General features: G+C 48.5%; 17 protein-coding genes. 8 read left to right on the top strand and 9 right to left on the bottom strand.

Annotation, left to right across the window (positions count from 1 at the left end):
* The first annotated feature begins 461 nt into the window (after positions 1–461).
* The gene (locus D4L85_RS30820; protein ID WP_119757967.1) at positions 462–875 is read left to right on the top strand and encodes a hypothetical protein; all 414 of its coding nucleotides are present in this window, start codon (positions 462–464) and stop codon (positions 873–875) included.
* Positions 876–985: 110 nt separating this feature from the next.
* Here D4L85_RS30820 and D4L85_RS30815 read toward each other — a convergent pair whose 3' ends face one another.
* From D4L85_RS30815 to D4L85_RS30795, 4 genes are all read right to left on the bottom strand, one after another.
* Entirely contained in the window at positions 986–1,396 is a 411-nt protein-coding gene (locus tag D4L85_RS30815) for a hypothetical protein (RefSeq protein ID WP_119757966.1), read from the bottom strand.
* A gap of 119 nt (positions 1,397–1,515) precedes the next feature.
* Entirely contained in the window at positions 1,516–2,769 is a 1,254-nt protein-coding gene (locus D4L85_RS30805; RefSeq protein WP_119757965.1) for an MFS transporter, read from the bottom strand.
* 136 nt (positions 2,770–2,905) lie between these two features.
* Positions 2,906–3,241 carry a gamma-glutamylcyclotransferase family protein gene (locus tag D4L85_RS30800; protein WP_119757964.1) on the bottom strand — a complete coding sequence of 112 codons (336 nt, stop codon included), beginning with the start codon at positions 3,239–3,241 and terminating at the stop codon, positions 2,906–2,908.
* A gap of 45 nt (positions 3,242–3,286) precedes the next feature.
* Complete coding sequence (locus D4L85_RS30795; protein WP_119757963.1) at positions 3,287–4,975, bottom strand: PQQ-dependent sugar dehydrogenase; 1,689 nt, start codon at positions 4,973–4,975, stop codon at positions 3,287–3,289.
* A gap of 608 nt (positions 4,976–5,583) precedes the next feature.
* Here D4L85_RS30795 and D4L85_RS30785 point away from each other — a divergent pair.
* Positions 5,584–6,648, top strand: coding sequence for a hypothetical protein (locus D4L85_RS30785; protein WP_160144106.1), 1,065 nt, complete (start codon positions 5,584–5,586; stop codon positions 6,646–6,648).
* A 74-nt stretch (positions 6,649–6,722) separates the two neighbouring features.
* Here D4L85_RS30785 and D4L85_RS30780 read toward each other — a convergent pair whose 3' ends face one another.
* Positions 6,723–7,592 (bottom strand): CPBP family intramembrane glutamic endopeptidase, encoded by an 870-nt coding sequence (locus D4L85_RS30780; RefSeq protein ID WP_119757960.1) that lies wholly within the window; start codon positions 7,590–7,592, stop codon positions 6,723–6,725.
* Positions 7,593–7,802: 210 nt separating this feature from the next.
* Here D4L85_RS30780 and D4L85_RS30775 point away from each other — a divergent pair, with 210 nt between their 5' ends.
* Together D4L85_RS30775 and ppsA are read left to right on the top strand one after the other, a co-directional pair.
* A complete protein-coding gene (locus D4L85_RS30775; protein WP_119757959.1) occupies positions 7,803–8,258 on the top strand; it encodes a MarR family winged helix-turn-helix transcriptional regulator in 456 nt (151 codons plus the stop codon).
* A 19-nt stretch (positions 8,259–8,277) separates the two neighbouring features.
* On the top strand, positions 8,278–10,962 hold the full coding sequence (gene ppsA, locus D4L85_RS30770) for a phosphoenolpyruvate synthase (RefSeq protein ID WP_119757958.1): 2,685 nt from the start codon (positions 8,278–8,280) through the stop codon (positions 10,960–10,962).
* A 153-nt stretch (positions 10,963–11,115) separates the two neighbouring features.
* On the opposite strand, the gene D4L85_RS30765 is transcribed toward ppsA, so the two are convergent.
* The gene (locus tag D4L85_RS30765; RefSeq protein WP_119757957.1) at positions 11,116–11,526 is read right to left on the bottom strand and encodes a hypothetical protein; all 411 of its coding nucleotides are present in this window, start codon (positions 11,524–11,526) and stop codon (positions 11,116–11,118) included.
* Between the two features lie 201 nt (positions 11,527–11,727).
* Here D4L85_RS30765 and D4L85_RS30760 point away from each other — a divergent pair, with 201 nt between their 5' ends.
* Positions 11,728–13,128: a Gfo/Idh/MocA family protein gene (locus D4L85_RS30760; protein WP_119757956.1), complete on the top strand. Its 1,401-nt coding sequence runs from the start codon at positions 11,728–11,730 to the stop codon at positions 13,126–13,128.
* A 546-nt stretch (positions 13,129–13,674) separates the two neighbouring features.
* Positions 13,675–14,733: a glycoside hydrolase family 31 protein gene (locus D4L85_RS30755; RefSeq protein ID WP_119757955.1), complete on the top strand. Its 1,059-nt coding sequence runs from the start codon at positions 13,675–13,677 to the stop codon at positions 14,731–14,733.
* A 164-nt stretch (positions 14,734–14,897) separates the two neighbouring features.
* Here D4L85_RS30755 and D4L85_RS30750 read toward each other — a convergent pair whose 3' ends face one another.
* Positions 14,898–15,491 carry a hypothetical protein gene (locus D4L85_RS30750; protein WP_119757954.1) on the bottom strand — a complete coding sequence of 198 codons (594 nt, stop codon included), beginning with the start codon at positions 15,489–15,491 and terminating at the stop codon, positions 14,898–14,900.
* Positions 15,492–15,652: 161 nt separating this feature from the next.
* Here D4L85_RS30750 and corA point away from each other — a divergent pair, with 161 nt between their 5' ends.
* Together corA and D4L85_RS30740 are read left to right on the top strand one after the other, a co-directional pair.
* Positions 15,653–16,618: a magnesium/cobalt transporter CorA gene (corA, locus tag D4L85_RS30745; protein ID WP_228450681.1), complete on the top strand. Its 966-nt coding sequence runs from the start codon at positions 15,653–15,655 to the stop codon at positions 16,616–16,618.
* Between the two features lie 75 nt (positions 16,619–16,693).
* A complete protein-coding gene (locus D4L85_RS30740) occupies positions 16,694–17,203 on the top strand; it encodes a DinB family protein (RefSeq protein WP_119757952.1) in 510 nt (169 codons plus the stop codon).
* A gap of 40 nt (positions 17,204–17,243) precedes the next feature.
* Here D4L85_RS30740 and D4L85_RS30735 read toward each other — a convergent pair whose 3' ends face one another.
* Both D4L85_RS30735 and D4L85_RS30730 read right to left on the bottom strand, forming a co-directional pair.
* On the bottom strand, positions 17,244–17,504 hold the full coding sequence (locus tag D4L85_RS30735) for a hypothetical protein (RefSeq protein WP_160144105.1): 261 nt from the start codon (positions 17,502–17,504) through the stop codon (positions 17,244–17,246).
* A 41-nt stretch (positions 17,505–17,545) separates the two neighbouring features.
* Positions 17,546–18,295, bottom strand: a complete 750-nt coding sequence (locus D4L85_RS30730) for a DeoR/GlpR family DNA-binding transcription regulator (protein ID WP_119759011.1) — start codon at positions 18,293–18,295, stop codon at positions 17,546–17,548.
* Between the last annotated feature and the right edge of the window lie 98 nt (positions 18,296–18,393).

Below are 18,393 nucleotides of genomic sequence, written 5' to 3'. Positions count from 1 at the left end.
ATAACTTTTTTGGTTTACATTTTAGAATAAACGAAACGTGTTTTTGCCTCCATGCGCAAAGTGCTACGTTGCATCAGGGCGGCATCAGAGGAAAAAGCGGAGTGAACGGAATGAACTACACAGGTGTGCAGCAGCGGCAATCTTGTGGTGTGCTTTCGCAGATTTTGTTACGAATGTGAACAGCAATACGCGAGTGAGGTGGCGGTGGTGGCGAGCAGTCGGGCGGCGACAGAGAGAAATTTTGAAAAGATGTTGTTAGCATTATCATAACGTTTTTGGTATAACCAAATTTAACAACGACCTGTGTCGGTGGATCGCGAATCGTTGTTATCAAATTGTTATAAATGAAAAAAATAACCCCCGGTATCGGGGGTATTCAAGAACTAAAAAAAACTCGCCATGTGAAGATAAGAATGAGGTAACTTTGAAGTTGGCAATGAAGGCTATCGAATAAAGCGTGTATGGAAAATCAAATGCAATACAATTCACCATTGGGTGAGGAAATCCCAAATCCAAGTTTAGAATTTCTTAAAAAAGTAATTTTTGAATACACGGCGGATTATTGGTCCAGCGAATCAACCGGAGATTCTGCGCTTGTAACCAAAAAAGATAAGCGTGAATTGTGGCTCATTTTCTTTTTTGACGAACCCTACGGTTTTTTTATTTACTACGACATCGAATTTGTCCCGCTCCACAAAGGCACCCCTTTAAAGGATGATCGATATGTTGAGCACGTTGTTGGAACGGAAGCTATGCGCATACCTACGATATGCTATCGTACGCGTGAAGAGGCTTGGGCGATAGTGATGGATTTCATCAATGATCAAAGAATGTCCGATTCGTTTAATTGGGTTAGACTGGGAGAAATTGATTAAATCTGGCCTCTGCAGGCATGACCTATTTGCCTGCGAGCCCCTGAGTCAAAAAATCAGTTCATTAACACGGTCAATAGGGTAGGAGCCGTTCGAATGCGCCAAATGCGCGGTCAATGTTGTAGGCCATGTTTCCCGTACTTTTTCTTAAAGGCTTCGACGGCCGCGTCTTCCATGGGCCTTTCAACACTGGTGACTGAAATGAGTTTTCCCTTTTCGTTCACGGTCCATCCGTAGGACCCGATGTCGTGGCTATCAAGGACAATGGTTGTATCATTATACCAGGTGACAGCCCATTTCATTACATCCGAAGAACCGGTTCTTATGTAGTCCAACTGTTTTTTCTCCTTATCAATCAATCGAAACATCAACCCATACTTATCCCTCGGATTAGCCTTGTCGCCCAGCATTATCTCAAGTGTGTATCGACCGGAAGGTGATTCGTGTTTCTCTAATACCGGTCCTTGTCCGGCACAACTGTTCAGTATAGATAGGGTTATCAACGTAAAATAAATCCTGGTCATTCCGAATTGGTATTGTCCTGGTGAAGATATAATATTTTATCTACTACTACTACTACTACTACTACTACTACTACTACTACTACTACTACTACTACTACCACTACCACTGGCTCCTGAACTCAGCTTGCCTTGATAGATTTAAACGGATTCACCCATAACCACAACATACTTCCCACAAACAACACGCCTGCCAACACAAACAGTGGCGCATTAAAGCTGTGCGTAACATCGACGATCTTTCCAAAAAGGATGACCAGGAAAAATGCTCCCGTCTGTCCAAAGAAATTCATCATTCCCACCACGGTGCCCACGCGGTCGCCCCCAATGTCGACACACGTCGCAAAAGAGGCGATGACGTTGAAAGGATAAAAGAGTAGTCCGCTATAGAGGCAGATCACTACCAACACATTGTTCGGCGTGAGCGCGGCCGCTAAAAAAGAAATGGCCATCAGGCTCAACGCCAGCACCCCAATGACCCTCCGGCCCCAAAGCAAGCCCTTGCGTTTCACCCACCAGTCGCTGAGAAAACCGGCGGATAGCGCGCCGACGATCCCGAAAATAAATGTATAGAAGGTGATCATTTTCATTTCACTTTCCTGAAAGTGCCGTCCCTCTTGCAAGTACACGGGCATCCAGGCGATAAAAAAATACAGGCCCCACTGCGAACAAAAGAACGCGCCGATCAGTGCCAGCAGGCTTCGGTTGGTGAGTGCTTTTTTCCAGGGGAACACCGGCCGCTCTGTCACAAAACGCCGGTTGTCTTCAATGAGCTTTTGCTCTGCTTCGGAAATGCCTTTCATCTCCGAGGGATTGTTCCTGAACCAGGCGAAGCACACCGCCACCCAAAGCAAGCCGATGATGCCACTGATCATGAAACTCGCGCGCCATCCAAACGCCGCAGCTATGGGAATGACGATGAGGGGAGCCAGCGCCGCACCCGCATTTTGTCCGACAAACAAGGCGGATAAACTTCGTCCGGTTTCATTCACGGGAAACCACCGCGACACTACTCCCGAACTGGTTGGAAACGCCCCGGCCTCGCCCGCGCCAAACAGAAACCGAACAGCAATCAGCGACACTAACCCTGAAGTAGCTCCCGTGAGTACGGTGAATATCGACCACCAGATGACAATGCGCATCAACACCGCGCGCTGCCCGATGCGGTCGCCCAATATGCCGGAAGGAATTTCAAACAACGCATAGGCCAGTGAAAACGCAGCCAGCACCCAACCGAATTCTTCGTTGCTTAAATTGAACTCCGATTTTATGCGGACACCCACCAGCGAAATGCAGACGCGATCGAGATAGGTGATGAGGATCAGAAAGAAGAGTAAGATGAGTACGCGATACCGGTAGGGGAGTGTTTTTAGCATGGTGGAGCTTTGGTTCGGGGCGTGCAACGGTCGCTAGCAGACGATGCATCTGACAGGTGACCGTTGCGGCCCAACCAAATTTAGGTAAACACAAGCAGTTCTCGCAATGATCTTTTAATCCCGATTTTGCGATCGGTCAGACAGCCACATACACCCAAGTCAAACCTCCCGACTTAAGCGGAACGGCTACTCTTTTGTAATCATCGACTTCATATTCGTCTGCCTGTAGAAGCTCTTCCTTCGTAACGCTAAAGACCATTCCTTCTACTTCGTCCTCTGCTTTTCCACTATGATATAAAATGGGATGATGCGTTAGCCCGCTTTTAGCAAGCACTTCCTCGTCGACAATTTCGATATAGGAAAGTGAATAGCCGATGATGGCATCCTTGCGGCCCTGCAATAAGCGATGAAAAGTGCTCAGCTGAACAGATTCCAGTTGCAAGGTGCCGTAGGAGAACAAGTTTTCCGTCATGCTATCGCGAGTAAGAAGTTGCCAGAATATTTCGCTGTCTTCAAGTTACTTGGCTCCCGCTTTTCCCGCTGCGGCCCGGGTCTTTGTTACTTCGTCCACTTTAACTTCATCGGCTTTGTTGCCAAACGATTTTCGAATGTAGGTCAGCACATCCGCGATCTGCTGATCGGTCAGCCAACTGTGCGGCGGCATAACATTCTGATAAGTTTCGCCGTTGATCTTGTCTTTCTTGTCATAGCCGTTCAAGATAATATTGATCAAAGCCGTTTTGTTTCCGGTCACGAGGTTAACGCCGGCTAGGGGCGGATTCATGCCCGGTGCTCCTTTGCCATCGCGTTGGTGACAAGGCGCACAATACGTGTTGTAGACGGTTTGTCCGGCGACCATTTCGTTGGGGACGGCTTCTTCCTCTTTCTGCACTTCGGGTTTGAACAGCACGCGATCGGCTGTTTTCTCAATGCCATCCTTGTAATACACAATGCGCCAGATGCGTCCATGCTGTGAGTCGGAAATGTAGAGCGACCCGTCGGAACCTTCGGCCAAGCCGCAGGGACGAAAGAACGCGTTGCCGGGATTGGTGATGGGCTGTGGTCCAATGAATCCATCCGCAAAGACTTCGTATTGGCCCGACGGTTTTCCGTCTTTCATGGGAACGAAGACCACTTTAAAACCTTGCTGCTCGTGACCCAGCCGGTTCCAGCTTCCGTGAAAAGCAATGAAAGCTCCTTGCTTGTATTTTTCGGGGAAGAGATCGCCTTTATAGAACAACACATCGTTGGGAGCCCAGTGTCCCGGGAAGCCGAGCAACGGTGCTTTGGCTTTTTCACAGCGGTCGCTCTTCACGCCATCGCCGCCATATTCCGGGTTCAGGAATTTCTTGCCCTGGATGTGATCGTAATAGCAATAAGGCCAACCCATGTCGTCGCCTTGTTCGAGGTCGAAGAATATCTCCGAAGGGAGTTCCACGTTTTGATCTTCGGTATAAAATTCCGGCCAGTAGCGATGGAGATCATCTCTTCCGTGCTGAAGGGCAAACAGTCGGCCAGCACTGGCATTCCAGGTGAGCGCAACCGCGTTTCGGATTCCCGTCGCGTAACGGAATTTAAGGTCTTGTTTTTGGCCAAGGGTATTGTCATCAAATTTCCAGATGCCGGCCCGGGTTTCCAGTTCCTTACACGGATCGTCGCCCGCGGTGTGGGGCATGCGCAAATTTATTTCGCAGCAATTGCTGGTGGAGCCGATGTTCACATACATACCACCTTTATCATCGAATGTAAAGGTCTTTGCCATGTGCCCTACGCCGTCCACCATGGTTACCAGCGTGTCGAGCGCTTCGGTGGGCAACAATTCTCCCTCGGTCATCTTGCTTCGAAAGACATGGGTTTCATCTGCATAATACAGGTAGCCGTTGTGCAGTTCAATGCCGGTGCCGGTAACGTTGGAATATCCCTTCATGACATCCGCGCGTCCATCGCCGGAGGTATCGCGCAAGGCAATAATTCCCTTTCCATCCAGGGCAAGCTTGCTAAGATGCAGGTAGATGTCTCCATTGGAAGCAATGGCCATATGCCTTCCCCGTCCAAGGGTATCGACCACCACCACGGCGCCGAACTTCTCGGGTAGAGTAATGCCCCCGTTGTCCTTATCGGGTACCAGATTTTGAATTTTTGATTTGGTGCACGCCGCAGAGAGAACGGCAAGCGTCAACAGAACAAATCTTGATAATGATTTCATAATCTTATTTTGAGTTTATAAGCCCACTACGAATACTTTAAGCAGTCGATTGGGATGAATATAAAAGTAATTTATTTATGCTTTAAGCGAGTCGGTATTCGTCGGGATTCAACGATTTGTCTCTAATTTTTACACGCACGGGTAAGGCTGGTAATGACTGGAAGGAAATTTATGTCAATGCAATCCATTTCAGATGCCACAGGTGTATGGAGTCTCCCTCCAGAGGAGTTCAATCGGATAAACTTCCCTTTGCGCGGGAATAGGATGTTCTCCATGAAAGAATATCCAGGGATGTCAAAAATGTTGACGTGGTTACAGCGATACACCTCTTTATCACGGCCATAATATAAGGCGTGATTAATTTCACCCTGAAGGGTCGAAATGAGTGTAAACATACGTCCATAAATGCGGTTGCTGCATTTTTCAAAAAAAACAGAAAATCATTGTTATGCGCACGCCTGTTCCGGGCAATAAAAGCGCATAAAATCAAAATTCAATCGGTTGTGGACGATTGATTATAATTCGCAAGGTCGAAAGTCAAACCGGTCAATTTCACGGCATTTTTATGCGTAAATTATATAGAGACCTAAACCTAAACTGCAAAAATCATGAAAAGACTTAGTTGGCTTTTTTCAATGGTTTTTCTCGCGCTGGGATGCCAGGAAAACCAAAATGGCGATCTTTTCAAGGACACCTCAAAGTCCAAAGAAACCATCATTCTTCACAAGTTCAACGGCGCCAATGCAAGGACAACCGAAACCGGCATTAATTGTGGAGAAACCCATATCCTTCCGCTACTGGCGAATGACCTGGTGGTCGGGTCCGTTGAGATAACGGTCGATCAAACAAACATTACCCTGCATTACGACCTCACGGGAATGGAATGGTTTCTATATGATTTCAGAGTGTTTGCCGGGGATTGCAATAGCATACCACCCTTTTCCGATTACCCGTACTTCGAATCCTTTCCACAGAGCCCTGAGGTGCGCGAGTTCACACTGGTCATACCTTTAAAGGATCTGCCGGAATGCGGATGTATCGATGAGATCGTCACGGTTTCCCGATACAATCCCAGTACGAGTCAACTCGAGTTGCTCACCACAACATTGAATAAGGAGTATTGCTCCTGTAGTGAACCCGACGACAAGAACCTGCGCACCCAAACTCCGGGTGGCTGGGGCGCCCCGCCGAATGGTAACAACCCGGGAACGTATTTACACAAGAATTTTGGCGCTGCGTTCCCCGCAGGATTGGTGGTGGGCTGTAACTATACCATAACGTTTACGTCTGCGCAGGCCATTACCGACGGTTTGCCTTCAGGCGGTACACCGTCGGTATTGACCAAGAGCTATTTGAACCCGACGGAAAAACCAAAGGATAGCAACAATCCGAAGAATACGCTGGCCATGCATGTCGTTGCCCTCAAACTCTCCGTCACCTTCGATGCATGGGACGAAGACTTCGGCGCCTCGTCAACGAAGCTCGCTAATTCGGTCGTCACGTCCGGTGATTTTAAGGGCTGGACCGTAGCACAAGTCTTAGCTGAAGCGGAGAAAGTACTTGGAGGTTGTGCTTCGAGTTACACCGCGTCCCAAATGACCACCGTGCTCGATGCCATCAACTCGTGCTATGTTGACGGCAAAGCGAATACAGGTTTTCTGAAGAATCAATAGCGATCAGAGAAGATCACTCGCCTGGCGGATGAATGAAGAGGCTGTCTCAAAGAGGCAGCCTCTTTTGCTTGTCATCATACCGACCCCGTGCTACCTTCCAATCTTTTTTTGGCAAGCACAAAGAGAGGATACGCTACGATTGCCCCCGCTATTGTAAATGTCAGGAAGTTTGCATCATACCCCACCGGAAACTTATCCTCGAAAGAAGGCTGAAACATCGCTCTACCGGCCCCATCCAATCCCGTAAGGGTATGTAATAAAATATTACCCATAACATGCGCACCGATGGCTGTCCACAATGAGCTGGTTGCAGTAAAGGCATAACTAAATAGCAGTCCACCGACGGAACTGGTGACCATCATTTTTAGAGCTTCCATACCGAATCCAATCCCGGGAAGATGAAATAACGCGAAGGGTAGCGCCATCACCCATACGGCCCTACGCCACCCGATGAGGTTGCTGAGCACGATCAAAAGAAAGCCACGAAATATCAGTTCTTCTAAAAAATTTCCCCAGAAATAAGAATAGCATTCTTTAATGACCTGTATACCACTCAGCGCCCCGGCGGTGAAATGAAATGGAACAAAAAGGTATAACACGGTCCCTATGAGTAGCAGGAAAATGACGCTGATACAAGCGCCTAACAAAAAATTAAGCAATGACCTTACCGAAATGCCTAATCCCAAAGCCTCAGCAGGGAGGTGATTTTGTTTCAGAAGACGAATGCTTCCAACGGTAGTCAGCACAACGGTAAGTGCTAACACGGTTGTACGGATAATATAGGGTAACAAATTTTGGGATGGGAAGACCATCTGCGTCCCAACATTCAAAAGCCACGCCGCTACGCCTAAAAAAATGAAGAACCATACCGAGGACGGGCTGAGATGAAATTCAGATTGCCGAAGGAAGGGGTTGGTTTTTGATTGGGGAGTGAGGATAGCCATCCAGTGCTAATTATTGAAGGTTAACAAAGCTAAGGAACAACCAGAATGATCCAATATACAAACGTTTTGGAATAGGCACACCTCCCGATTTCATCTGATTTAGGGATTGTTTTCAGCAACACGTCCTCAAAATCTGCACAAATTATTTGGATCAGAGTTAAAATTCATATTATCTTTGTTACTAAGATAATTACTTACTAAGATATAATTATGGACACCGAGACCATCAAACGCGTACGAAAATTGAACCAGCAACACGCCTACACCTCCATCCAGATGCACGAAGCCGTCGCCCGAAAGGCAGGGCTTTCCGGGACAGACCATAAATACCTGGGATTTTTAATGGAAAAGGGCCAAATGACCGCCGGCGAACTTTCCAGTTTAACAGGACTAACTACAGGAGCCGTTACCGGTTTGATCGACCGGTTTGAAAAGAAGAAGCTCGTGAAAAGGCGATTTGCCGAGGACGACCGGCGGAAGGTGATCATTGAACCCAACACTGAAAAGATCATGACGCTTTTCGTGCCGCTGTATAAAGAATACCGGAGTAAGTCAGAGAAACTCCTCGCTTCATTTTCGGACAAGGAAATCAAGGTCATTGAAACCTATTTTTTAAAAGCCATTGAGATCATGAACGAGACAACCGATAGACTCAATACTAAATAATCACAAAACAGGATAACCCATGAAAAATAAGACCACCTACATACTTGATTTTCAGCAAATCGATAAAACAAAGCTTGCTGTTGTCGGAGGCAAAGGCGCCAACCTGGGAGAGCTATCCCGGATTGCCGGTGTGCCCGTGCCCGAGGGCTTTTGCGTTACTACGGAAGCCTATAAGGAGATGGTTGCGAACAGCGAAGGGTTTCACTCGCTGCTAGATCAGCTGGCCAATTTAAAAGCAGATGATCGGAACGGTGTTCGTGAAACCAGTGCAGAGATCCGGAAGGCGATCGAAGAAATAGCCATCCCGGAAGCTATTGCCAATGAGATCATGCGTCATCTTAAGGAGCTCGGTGAAGAAAATGCTTATGCCGTGCGTTCCAGCGCCACGGCGGAAGATCTGCCGACAGCTTCTTTTGCAGGCCAACAGGATACCTACCTGAACATCATCGGGAGCGCGTCCATCCTAAAGCATATCAGCAAGTGTTGGGCATCGCTATTCACCGAGCGCGCGGTTATCTATCGCCTTCAAAACGGCTTCGATCATCGTAAAGTCCACCTGTCTGTGGTGGTACAGAAGATGGTCTTCCCACAGGCAGCAGGAATTTTGTTTACGGCCGACCCGGTTACGTCCAATAGAAAAGTGTTGTCTATTGATGCGAGCTTCGGACTGGGCGAGGCCCTGGTCTCCGGCCTGGTGAATGCTGATATCTATAAGGTGAGCAACGGCAAGATCATCGATAAGAAAATATCCACGAAGAAACTGGCTATTTATGCTTTAAAAGATGGCGGCACGAAACAACAAGAGATTGAACCCGCACAGCAAAACAAATCCACGCTGACGGACGAGCAGATCCTACAACTTGAGCACATGGGTCGAAAGATCGAAGCGCATTTCGGCCGTCCCCAGGACATCGAATGGTGTTTGGTTGATGATGCCCGCCCGGGGCGCAGCCAGGCATCCGGTGGCTATCGGATTTATATTGTTCAGAGCCGGCCCATCACCACATTATTTCCCGTCCCTGAAGCAGACGATCGGGAAAATCATGTCTACCTGTCTGTCGGTCATCAACAAATGATGACGGATGCCATGAAACCACTGGGATTGTCTTTTTGGCTTTTAATGACCCCTGCTTTTATGCGTGTAGCGGGTGGAAGACTGTTTGTTGATGTTGCACCGATGCTGGCTTGGCCTGCGGGCAGAACAACGATGATAGATGTTCTGGGTAAGTTCGACCCGCTCATAAAAGACGCGCTTACAAATGTTGTAGGGAGGGAAGGTTTTATCAAATGGTCGCCCGATGCTAAAAAAGACCCGAGTGCCGCAGAAGGTAATAAAGCTGCGCCAATGCCGAATTATCAAGCCTTAAACGAATATGATCCAAACATCGTTTCTGATTTGATCAGCGCTAATCAAGCAGCCGTGGCGTTGTTAAAGCAAAACATCCAAACCCAATCAGGATCAGATCTGTTTGATTTTATCCTTGAAGATATTCAGCAATTAAAGAAGGCAAATTCTGACCAACGGAGTTTTGGGGTGATCATGACGGGTATGAATGCTTCGGCATGGATCAATGAAAAAATGAACGAATGGTTAGGCGAGAAAAATGCAGCAGACACGATTGCTCAATCTGTACCCAACAATGTTACCTCGGAAATGGGTTTGGCATTATTGGATGTCGCCGATGTGATTCGTCCCTATCCGGAAATAATTAATTATTTATCCCAACGTGTCGCGGTAAAAGACGATAACTTTTTGGATGACCTGGTCAAGTTTGACGGTGGTCAGAAGACCAGAGATGCGATCCGTAATTATCTCGACAAATACGGTATGCGGTGTAGCGGAGAAATCGATATTACTAAAACCCGTTGGAGCGAAAAACCAATCACACTGGTTCCCCTTATTCTCAGCAACATCAAGAACTTCGAGCCCAATGAAGGCAAGCGAAAATTCGAGCAAGGCCTGCAGGAAGCTTTGAAAAAAGAGCAGGAGCTATTGGAGCGATTGAAGCAATTGCCGGATGGTGAACAGAAAGCTGAAGAAACAAGACGAATGATCGAGCTTGTCCGGAATTACGCTGGATATCGTGAATACCCGAAATACGGCATCGTCAGGCGCTATCTCGTTTATAAGCAGGCTGTACTGAAAGAAGCCGAGCAACTTGTGCAAGCCGGTGTTATTCATGAAAAGGAAGATATCTACTATCTCACTTTTGAAGAACTTCGCGAAGTCGTACGCACGCATAAACCCGATAGCTACCGGATGGACTACCAGGTTATCAGCCAACGAAAAGACGAGTACAAACTTTATGAAAAACTAACGCCCCCGCGGGTTATGACGTCTGATGGTGAGATCGTCGCTGGTGCGTACAAGCGAGAAAATCTCCCAGCCGAAGCCATCGCAGGGCTGGCGGTTTCTTCGGGAGTGATAGAGGGACGAGCACGCGTCATCTTAAACATGGAAGATGCTGACATAGAAGATGGAGATATATTAGTCACCCCGTTTACTGACCCTAGCTGGACCCCCTTATTTGTGTCCATAAAAGGCCTGGTCACCGAAGTGGGAGGACTGATGACCCATGGAGCGGTGATCGCACGAGAATATGGTTTGCCCGCCGTTGTCGGTGTGGAGAATGCGACCAAACTGATCAAAGACGGGCAGCGCATCCGGGTGAATGGGACGGATGGATATGTTGAAGTGTTATAAACGGAGATGATCCTTTTGTAGCATATTTTCTCGGCGACCCTCTCGGAGGTCGGGGCGGTCCACCAGTTGGCGGATTTCTGTTCCTATCACCGGCCGGAGGGCTTATAAGGGTGTGTCGTTGGCAGCACGGTGCACGCGCTGCCAACGATAGACTCAGCGATTATTAAAATAGAACTCTAGAAACTCCTCCTTGTTGCGGGCAATAACAGGATCCCCCAACGAGTCGATCATGTCCGGAGGCATATGCTCAAGGGCACCTGGAGTCAGTAGAATAGGATGCTTGCCATCCGGCTCAAAGAAGACAAAATTTCCCAACTGCATCACTTCATAAATGCACGCTCCCAGCCGTTGGTCGTCGCACGGCCGGCTAATCGTCATGTGGCTTGTCGTGGGCGACTCCTGATCGAGATAGACCGTGCACTGATGGCTGTCATCAAACTCCAGGTCCATAAAGGCTTCTTCCCGATGGGTAATATAAGGCGCAAATACCTGGACAATCATGGCCGTTGAAATGGGCTGATCTTCGCCCAAGAGATGGGCCTGTAAAAAATACTCATACGACATAGGATGTGGATGACGTTCATTGCAAAATACAAATTTTAGGATGGCAGCAGAATAATAATGTTGAATTGGCCAGAACCCCTGCCGTGGATGTCTGTGCTGCCCGCACCGCTAATCAAAAATATAATTGATTTATTTCCGAAAAGTGTTATACTTAGCCTTACGTCTTAAACCAACCAAAAACTGAAATAACAAATAAGTCTTATGGGAAACGATACATCCAGATCAAGAAGAAAATTCCTCCAGCAAATTGGCGCAACCGGATTGGCGTTAGGCGCATCACCACTGTCGTCGCTTGCTGCGAAGGCAAAAGCCGAAGAGCGCATCCTAAGATATGAAAGAAAAATTTCTGCCGGAGACAAAGTCAGAATAGGCGTGATTGGCTATGGCGTTCAAGGACATTTTGATTTGAACTCGGCGCTTAAAGTGCCTGGAGTGGAATTGGCAGGGATTTGTGATCTCTACACCGGCCGCCTGGAAAATGCAAAAGAATTACACGGCAAGGACCTGTACACAACCATCAACTATAAAGACCTGCTCGACAGAAAAGACATCGACGCCGTATTGATCTGCACCACCGATGTTTGGCATGCGCGCATTGCTTTAGACGCCCTGGCAAAAGGCAAACATGTGTATTGCGAGAAACCGATGGTGTATAAGATCAGCGAAGGCCAGCCCGTGGTGGACGCTGCTAAAAAATCGGGGAAAGTATTTCAAGTGGGCAGTCAACGCGTGAGCAGCATCGGCTATGCAAAAGCCAAGGAATTGCTGGCTGCCGGAGAGATCGGCAAACTCAATATGGTGAATGCCGTATACGACCGACAAAGCTCGATCGGAGCATGGGAATATACCATTCCCAAAGATGCCAGTGCCTTAACCACCAACTGGGATAAATTTATCGAAGCCACAGAGAAAATGGCGTTCGATGCCAAGAAGTTCTTTTGGTGGAGAGCGTTTAAGGAAGTAGGCACCGGTGTGGCCGGCGACTTGTTCATACACTTGCTCAGCGGAACCCATTTCATCACCAACTCCAAAGGACCGGAGACTATTTTCAGTACAGGCCAATTCAGCTATTGGAAAGATGGCCGCAATTTGCCGGATGTCATGTCGGGCGTCATGCAGTACCCCGATAGCAAAGAACACAATGCCTTCCAACTCACGCTGCAAGTGAACTTCATCAGCGGCACCGGTGGACATGAAGTCATTCGCCTGGTGGGCTCCGAAGGCGTTATCGAAGTGAATGGAAACAACATTACCGTAAAACACAGCCTCATGCCCGAAGCACCGGGGTTTGGCGGCTACGATTCACTTTTCACTTTCTCAAAAAGCATGCAGGACGAAATGCAAAAAGAGTTCGATGCAAAATGGACGCCCGAGCAGAGAAAAAGAAAAACAAAGGAGGATATCATTTTCAAAGTCCCCGAAGGTTATAGCGATCATGTCGACCACTTCACCAATTTCTTCGACGCGATAAGAACCGGCAAAACCGTAGTGGAGGACGCCGAATTTGGATTCAGAGCGGCAGCACCGGCCCTGGCTTGTAACGAAAGCTATCTCTCGAAGAAAATAATGACTTGGGATCCGGTGGCGATGAAAATGAAATAGCAAGCCACCACCGAATGAAATTTCATAGGAGAACAGCGTATGCTGTAATTGTTCTTGCTTTGATCCTTACCCGCCACAGCGCCAAATCTCAGGATTCGGTGAGGCTTCAATTGGCTTCGGCCGATGGAGAATTGTGGTGGAGCGGCGTGATCAATCATGGCAACCTGATGCCCCTTTCGGATGGATACCATGCCAGCCTTTTCAATAATCTCTACGGCAACCAGGCGCAGCCGCTACTGCTTTCGAACAAGGGAAATGTAGTGTGGTCTGACGATGCGTTCACGATCGATTGTAAAAATAAAACTATCGTGTTGAAGAAGCCGGGTGGCGAATTCAAGACCTTTCATGCCGGCAACACCTTGAAGGATGCTTACCTGTATGCCAGCAAGTCCTTCTTTCCACCCTCGGGACTTGCCCCGGCAAAATTCTTGTTTTCAAATCCCCAATACAACACCTGGATCGAGCTGCTCTATAATCAAAACCAGGAAGACGTATTGAAATTATGCCAGAGCCATAAAGGACAACGGTTTTCCGCCCGGTGTTATCATGATCGACGACAATTGGCAGGAAGACTACGGCACGTGGAGGTTTCATCCGGCCAGATTTGCAAACCCAACGGCGATGGTCGATACGCTCCATGCCTGGGGCTTCAAGGTAATGCTTTGGGTATGCCCGTTTGTGAGCCCCGACTCGGAGACGTTCAGAAAACTTCAGCAGGGCAATGCATTGTTAACCGATGCAGAGGGTTACCCAAAACTTGTAAAATGGTGGAACGGCGCCAGTGCCGTGCTCGATCTCACCGATCCCAACGCTGTGAAATGGTTTCATGAACAACTTGGATCGTTGATGAAGACGCACAAGATCGATGGCTTTAAGTTTGATGCCGGCGACCCTGAGTTCTACGTCGATGTCCATGGAGACCGGCCCGTTTCTCCCAACGAACATGCCACACTGTTCGCGAAAATAGGACTCGACTATCCCCTCAACGAATACAGGGCCACGTGGAAGATGGGTGGACAACCGTTGGCGCAGCGCCTGAGGGATAAAAATCATAGCTGGGACGACCTGAAGCTCCTCATCCCCGATATTTTATTACAGGGCATCATGGGCTATCCGTTCACTTGCCCGGACATGATTGGCGGCGGTGAGATGGGATCATTTGTAAACCTGAAGGCTATCAATCAGGATCTCATCGTAAGGTCAGCCCAAGTCCACGCCCTGATGCCCATGATGCAATTCTCCGTCGCTCCCTGGAGAATCCTCGATGCTGCACACCTCGACGCCGTAAAGAAAGCTATTGCGCTTCGCTCGAAGTATACATCTACTATTTTGAAGCTGTCGGAAGACGCGACAAAAACCGGCGAGCCCATTGTAAGGATGATGGCCTATGAATTCCCCGGCCAGGGACTAGACCAGGTGAACGATCAATTTATGCTGGGAAGTGAAATATTGGTTGCGCCGATTCTCAATGGTGAGAATACGAGAACCGTGATGTTGCCGAAAGGAAAATGGCGTAACATGATCGACAACAAAGTGATTTCGGGGCCCAAGACGATCACGCTGAAAGCGCCAGTATCGGAATTGCCGTACTTCGTAAAGATCTAAGAACAGTCAGAGGGCGAAAGCCGCTTTGTTTACATCAACGTGGTGGATAGCACAAAAAGGGACTGCAAGTAATTGCAGTCCCTTTTTATTTTTCTACAGGGGGTTATAAGATTGTTTCAGTCTGGTCGCGTTAATCTGGTCGCCTTAGCCTTAGCAGAGCTGATTTACTTCGCCTCCTTCACGATAAGCTTCCCAAGCTCCTTGCCCGATTTAGCATAAGCTTCCGTCAAACGCACGCCGGTCTCGAAGTCATAACCCATGGCCTGGTAGCCCAGCGCCTTAATGATCGTGATCTTGGCAACTACTTTCGAGGGGTTGGCCGTTTCAACCACTGTTACTTCAGCATCGATATAGGCAGGTTTGCTCGCTACCCCTACGTTGAATCCCACTTCGGTGCGGGTGGTGTGGAAGATGATGGTGTATTGTGCCTTCTCATCAACGGATGACATGTCCGAGTATTTGTTAAACAATTCCCGGAATTGCGGCTCAAAACGTTCCTTGCGGTCGGTCACCCAGGATTCCGCAAACTTGTCGCCGCGGCCAGGCTCTTTTTCGTTAAGCTCGCTTTTTCTTTTCTCGAGGTATTCCTTCTCGGGGATGCCTTTTGCACCAATCAGCATGTCGTTGTACGTGAACTGGGCGAAGACAGACTTTTGACCTTTCAAAGGGGCCAGGCTTCCTTCAACAATTTTGATCTTTTGAGCATACGCGGCCAGTGACAGGGCCAGGCATGCGACCGTGAAAATTTTCTTCATCATAAGGGGTTGGGATTTTAAATATGAAGAACGCAAAACTTCCGTGCTTATCCCAGGAAATACGATAGCAAATTATGGTTTTCGTATCATCCCCGGTCGCTTGTAGCCTTAGCGAAGGCGACATATTTTCTTTAAATTTAACAAGACCAACGCCCACCTTATCCATGATCGTCGACTGCGCCGAATACCACGAAGGCTGCAGGGTCACAAAAGTGGCCATCGCAGATATCAACGAAGTGTTGAAAAAGCCGAATCGTTTTGTTTGGATAGGGTTGGAGGAGCCCGATGAAGCCATGCTCAAAATCATAAAGAAAGAGTTTGGCCTCCATGAGCTCGCCATCGAAGATGCCCTTCGTGCGCATCAGCGGCCAAAAATCGAAACCTATGGCGACACGCTTTTCATTGTGCTCCGCACCGTGCAAATGAAAGGCAAGCGGGTTGAACTGGGGGAAACGCATTTTTTCGTAGGACACAATTTCATCGTCAGCATCCGGCACGGGTCCACCATTAGTTATGCGGATGTGCGCGCCCGGTGCGAAAGCACACCCCAGCTTTTGCGAAGGGGGCCCGCATTTGCGCTTTATGCCCTGATGGACTCTATCGTGGACCAATACTTCCCCGTCATCGATACGCTCGAAGATGATCTTACCTCCATTGAAGAGAAGATCTTTCATGAAAAGTTCAGGCGCGACACCACCGTAAAGATCTACAAACTCAGGCGTCAACTCCTCGATGTGAAACGATCGGTGTCGCCCCTCATCGACATCTGTAACCGCCTGATGCGCTTCGATCTGAAGATCATCGACGAAGACACCCGGCCGTACTTCAGGGATGTATACGACCATACGATCCGCATCAATGAAATGGTCGATAACTCGCGTGAATTGCTTTCGGCCGCCCTGGAAGCCAACCTTTCCATGATCACCATATCGCAGAGCGAGATCGCGAAGAAATTCGCGGGATGGGCTGCCCTCATCGCGGTGCCCACCATGATTGCCGGAATTTATGGAATGAATTTTAAGTCCATGCCAGAACTGCAATGGGCGTGGGGCTACCCGTTTGTCCTGGCGTCTACCGTTGCTATTTGCGTCTTACTCTACTTCCGGTTTAAGCGATCCGGGTGGATCTGAGCTCCGGGTCCTGGCAAAGGTACTCGAGGAATAAGAGGTCGTCGCTCAATACATAAACACAAACCCTTACGAAAAATGGCTTCTGCTTTACCCGAAGTGTGGCTCCGCGGCCCACTTCCCAATGTGCCGCCGCTGTTGCAACCTATCGCCCATGCGCTCTTACAGGCGACGGAGGAGTTGCGCGCACTGATGAGCGACTTCCCAAACGAGTTACTTTGGCAACGCCCCGCAGGGGTAGCTTCGGTGGGCTTTCATTTGCAACACCTCACTGGGGTACTGGACCGGTTGTTTACTTACGCCGCTGGAAAATCTTTGGATGAAAGTCAGCTGCGCTATTTAAAAATGGAGGGTGCCGAGACGGATCACCTCACCGCCAGCTTTTTGGTGGATAAATTTCGAGATCAAGTGGAGCGTTCCATTCAACTCCTTGTGGAGATGGGAGACCAGCACCTGACGGATCACAGAGGTGTTGGTCGCGCCGGACTACCTTCAACGGTGATCGGTCTGCTCACCCATGCCGCCGAGCACACGATGCGCCACACGGGTCAATTGCTGGTGACCGTTAAAGTCCTCCGGAATCGCTAGGGAAGAAAATGGAGGCGATGATAGCAAGAAATGAAAGAGGCTAATGAAGCAACTTCGTCGTGTCGGCTTCAAGGCAGGACAAGGATGCTATTTCGCCAAGGCGGATGAGGATCTTTCTGGAGGATGTTTCCGGCTGCAGCAGCGTGCATAAGATGTCACCATCTTCGATGGCATTGGGAAAGTAGAGTGATGGGGGGTGACGGGAGGTACTTTTTAAACGAATTTCGAGGAGCATTCCTTTATCGATACTTTCCGTAATAAGGGCTACCATCGTGCGGGGGTCGGTTGTTGTTCTCTTCACAACGTTTTAACACAAGAGGGTAGGGGAATGTTTTGATGAACTCACATCACCGTAATCCCCAAATCTTTAAAAGACGCTTCCGTACTTTCTTTTCCCTGGTCGTCTGTGATAATCACATCGACCGACGTCGCCGGGCATATGAAAAAGGCTTCCGCCGTATTGATTCTTTCGTTTGGTGTCAAGGCAACGACTTTTTTAGAAACTTCGACAATGGCTTTTTTAACTTCACTCTCTTCGTAGTAAATGGTGGTTACCCCGATCGTTGGGTGAATGCTGCAGATCCCCATGAAATAGATATCGGCGCGCACGTTCCTCAAAAAGTTAATGGTATCGTGCCCGATCGATGCGAACGCGCTTTTATTTAAACGCCCGCCGGCAAATAATACCTCGATATTGGGATGGGACTCCAACACATTCACAATGGGGAAGCTATTGGTCACCACGGTGATGTGAAGGTCGCGGGGAAGGATGCTGGAAATGGCCATCGCCGTTGTGCCGCCGTCAAAAACGACCACCTGGCCATTCTGCAACAAGCCCAATGCCTTCTCGGCAATGGCTCGCTTGACATCCGTTTGATAATTCAATCGATCGGCAAAATGATGAGGTGTCGGCGAGTGAGGGACCGCACCACCGCGCACTGCTTTCAACAAGCCCTGGTCGGTCAGCTCTTTGAGATCCCTTCTCACGGTATACTCCGAGACTTTGAGCTGTTCGCTCAGGGTCTTCAGCGTCACTTTCTGATCTTCGGAGAGCTTGTTAAGGATCAGCTGAAATCGCTCTTCTTTTAGCATAGTTGCAATATTATGCATTTTCAAGGCATTTTTTTGCCCGAAACAAGTCAAATTATGCGATTTAATTACTTTTTTGTTGCAATATTGTGCAATTATAT

The organism is Chryseolinea soli (assembly GCF_003589925.1).
Lineage (GTDB): Bacteria > Bacteroidota > Bacteroidia > Cytophagales > Cyclobacteriaceae > Chryseolinea > Chryseolinea soli.
This window is presented reverse-complemented; position numbering and strand designations above follow the sequence as displayed.

Bases quoted from the DNA above. Each gene is read 5' to 3' on its own strand.
- D4L85_RS30820 (WP_119757967.1), top strand. From the start codon at position 462: ATGGAAAATCAAATGCAATACAATTCACCATTGGGTGAGGAAATCCCA.
- D4L85_RS30815 (WP_119757966.1), bottom strand. From the start codon at position 1,396: ATGACCAGGATTTATTTTACGTTGATAACCCTATCTATACTGAACAGT.
- D4L85_RS30805 (WP_119757965.1), bottom strand. From the start codon at position 2,769: ATGCTAAAAACACTCCCCTACCGGTATCGCGTACTCATCTTACTCTTC.
- D4L85_RS30800 (WP_119757964.1), bottom strand. From the start codon at position 3,241: ATGACGGAAAACTTGTTCTCCTACGGCACCTTGCAACTGGAATCTGTT.
- D4L85_RS30795 (WP_119757963.1), bottom strand. From the start codon at position 4,975: ATGAAATCATTATCAAGATTTGTTCTGTTGACGCTTGCCGTTCTCTCT.
- D4L85_RS30785 (WP_160144106.1), top strand. From the start codon at position 5,584: ATGAAAAGACTTAGTTGGCTTTTTTCAATGGTTTTTCTCGCGCTGGGA.
- D4L85_RS30780 (WP_119757960.1), bottom strand. From the start codon at position 7,592: ATGGCTATCCTCACTCCCCAATCAAAAACCAACCCCTTCCTTCGGCAA.
- D4L85_RS30775 (WP_119757959.1), top strand. From the start codon at position 7,803: ATGGACACCGAGACCATCAAACGCGTACGAAAATTGAACCAGCAACAC.
- ppsA (WP_119757958.1), top strand. From the start codon at position 8,278: ATGAAAAATAAGACCACCTACATACTTGATTTTCAGCAAATCGATAAA.
- D4L85_RS30765 (WP_119757957.1), bottom strand. From the start codon at position 11,526: ATGTCGTATGAGTATTTTTTACAGGCCCATCTCTTGGGCGAAGATCAG.
- D4L85_RS30760 (WP_119757956.1), top strand. From the start codon at position 11,728: ATGGGAAACGATACATCCAGATCAAGAAGAAAATTCCTCCAGCAAATT.
- D4L85_RS30755 (WP_119757955.1), top strand. From the start codon at position 13,675: ATGATCGACGACAATTGGCAGGAAGACTACGGCACGTGGAGGTTTCAT.
- D4L85_RS30750 (WP_119757954.1), bottom strand. From the start codon at position 15,491: ATGATGAAGAAAATTTTCACGGTCGCATGCCTGGCCCTGTCACTGGCC.
- corA (WP_228450681.1), top strand. From the start codon at position 15,653: ATGATCGTCGACTGCGCCGAATACCACGAAGGCTGCAGGGTCACAAAA.
- D4L85_RS30740 (WP_119757952.1), top strand. From the start codon at position 16,694: ATGGCTTCTGCTTTACCCGAAGTGTGGCTCCGCGGCCCACTTCCCAAT.
- D4L85_RS30730 (WP_119759011.1), bottom strand. From the start codon at position 18,295: ATGCTAAAAGAAGAGCGATTTCAGCTGATCCTTAACAAGCTCTCCGAA.